Genomic DNA, 1,288 nt, shown 5'->3' with positions numbered 1-1,288 from the left:
ACTTAATTCAAGGTAGCCCGATGGGTGACTACATGGCAGCAAAAGGCATACAGGCTGGAGAAGTTCATCCTGTGGACAAAGCCATGAACCAATTGCACTATGATGTGGGGAACATTGGTAACCATGAATTCAACTATGGTTTGGACTTCTTACAAAATACGCTGGCCGGCGCGAACTTCCCCTACATCAACGCCAATGTGTTTGATAAGAAAACTGGCGAGCATTACTTCCAACCTTACCTGATCAAAACACACAGTTTTAAAGATACCGATGGCGAAGTTCATCAAGTAAAAGTGGGTTACATCGGGTTTGTTCCACCGCAAATCATGGTTTGGGATAAGAAAAATCTTGAAGGCAACGTGGTTGCCAAAGACATCAAAGAAACTGCAGAGAAGCTGATTCCGCAGATGAAGAAGGAAGGTGCGGACATTATTGTCGCGATTCCGCATTCAGGGGTTTCAACCGATCCATATAAACTAGGTGCGGAGAACTCGGTGTACTATTTAACGCAAGTGAAAGGCATTGATGCCATTGCGTTTGGTCACTCTCACGCGGTCTTCCCAGGCAAAGGATTTGAGAATCTACAAGGCGTAGACAACAACAAAGGCACCATCAACGGTGTCACTGCCGTCATGCCTGGCCGTTGGGGTAGCCACGTGGGAGTCATGGATCTAGTCATCGAGCAAAAAGACGGCCAATGGAAAGTAGTGGAGGGACAATCTGAAGCTCGACCAATTTTCGACAAAGCGACTAAGAAATCGCTTGCAGAAGCAGACCAAGGCATCATTAAAGCACTCGAAGACGATCACAAAGGCACTCGCGAATTCGTTAACCAACCAATTGGTAAAGCGAATGACGTGATGTACAGCTTCTTGGCTTTGGTGCAAGACGACCCAACAATCCAAATCGTTAACCTTGCACAAAAAGACTACGTTGAACGTTTCATTCAAGGCGATCCAGACCTTGCTGACATTCCAGTTTTGAGCGCGGCAGCGCCTTTTAAAGTGGGCGGACGTAAAGATGATCCGAACGGCTTCACTGAAGTTGAATCTGGCCAACTGACTTTCCGCAACGCCGCCGACTTGTACCTATACCCAAATACGCTCGTCGCAATGAAGGTGAAAGGCAAAGAAGTACATGAATGGCTAGAGTGCAGCGCGGGCCAATTCAAGCATATTGATGTCAATACGACTCAGCCACAATCGTTAATTGATTGGGATAACTTCCGTACGTACAACTTTGACGTGATTGATGGTGTGGAATACCAAATCGACATCACTCAACCACC

General features: G+C 46.7%; 1 protein-coding gene. It reads left to right on the top strand.

What is annotated here, in order from left to right; translation table 11 throughout:
* Positions 1–1,288: bifunctional 2',3'-cyclic-nucleotide 2'-phosphodiesterase/3'-nucleotidase (locus tag R7Q38_RS23650; RefSeq protein WP_318114501.1), on the top strand; the 1,288-nt coding region annotated here is incomplete at both ends.

This window comes from Vibrio sp. Vb0598 (genome assembly GCF_033338935.1).
In the GTDB taxonomy this organism is placed as follows: domain Bacteria; phylum Pseudomonadota; class Gammaproteobacteria; order Enterobacterales; family Vibrionaceae; genus Vibrio; species Vibrio alginolyticus.
This window is presented reverse-complemented; position numbering and strand designations above follow the sequence as displayed.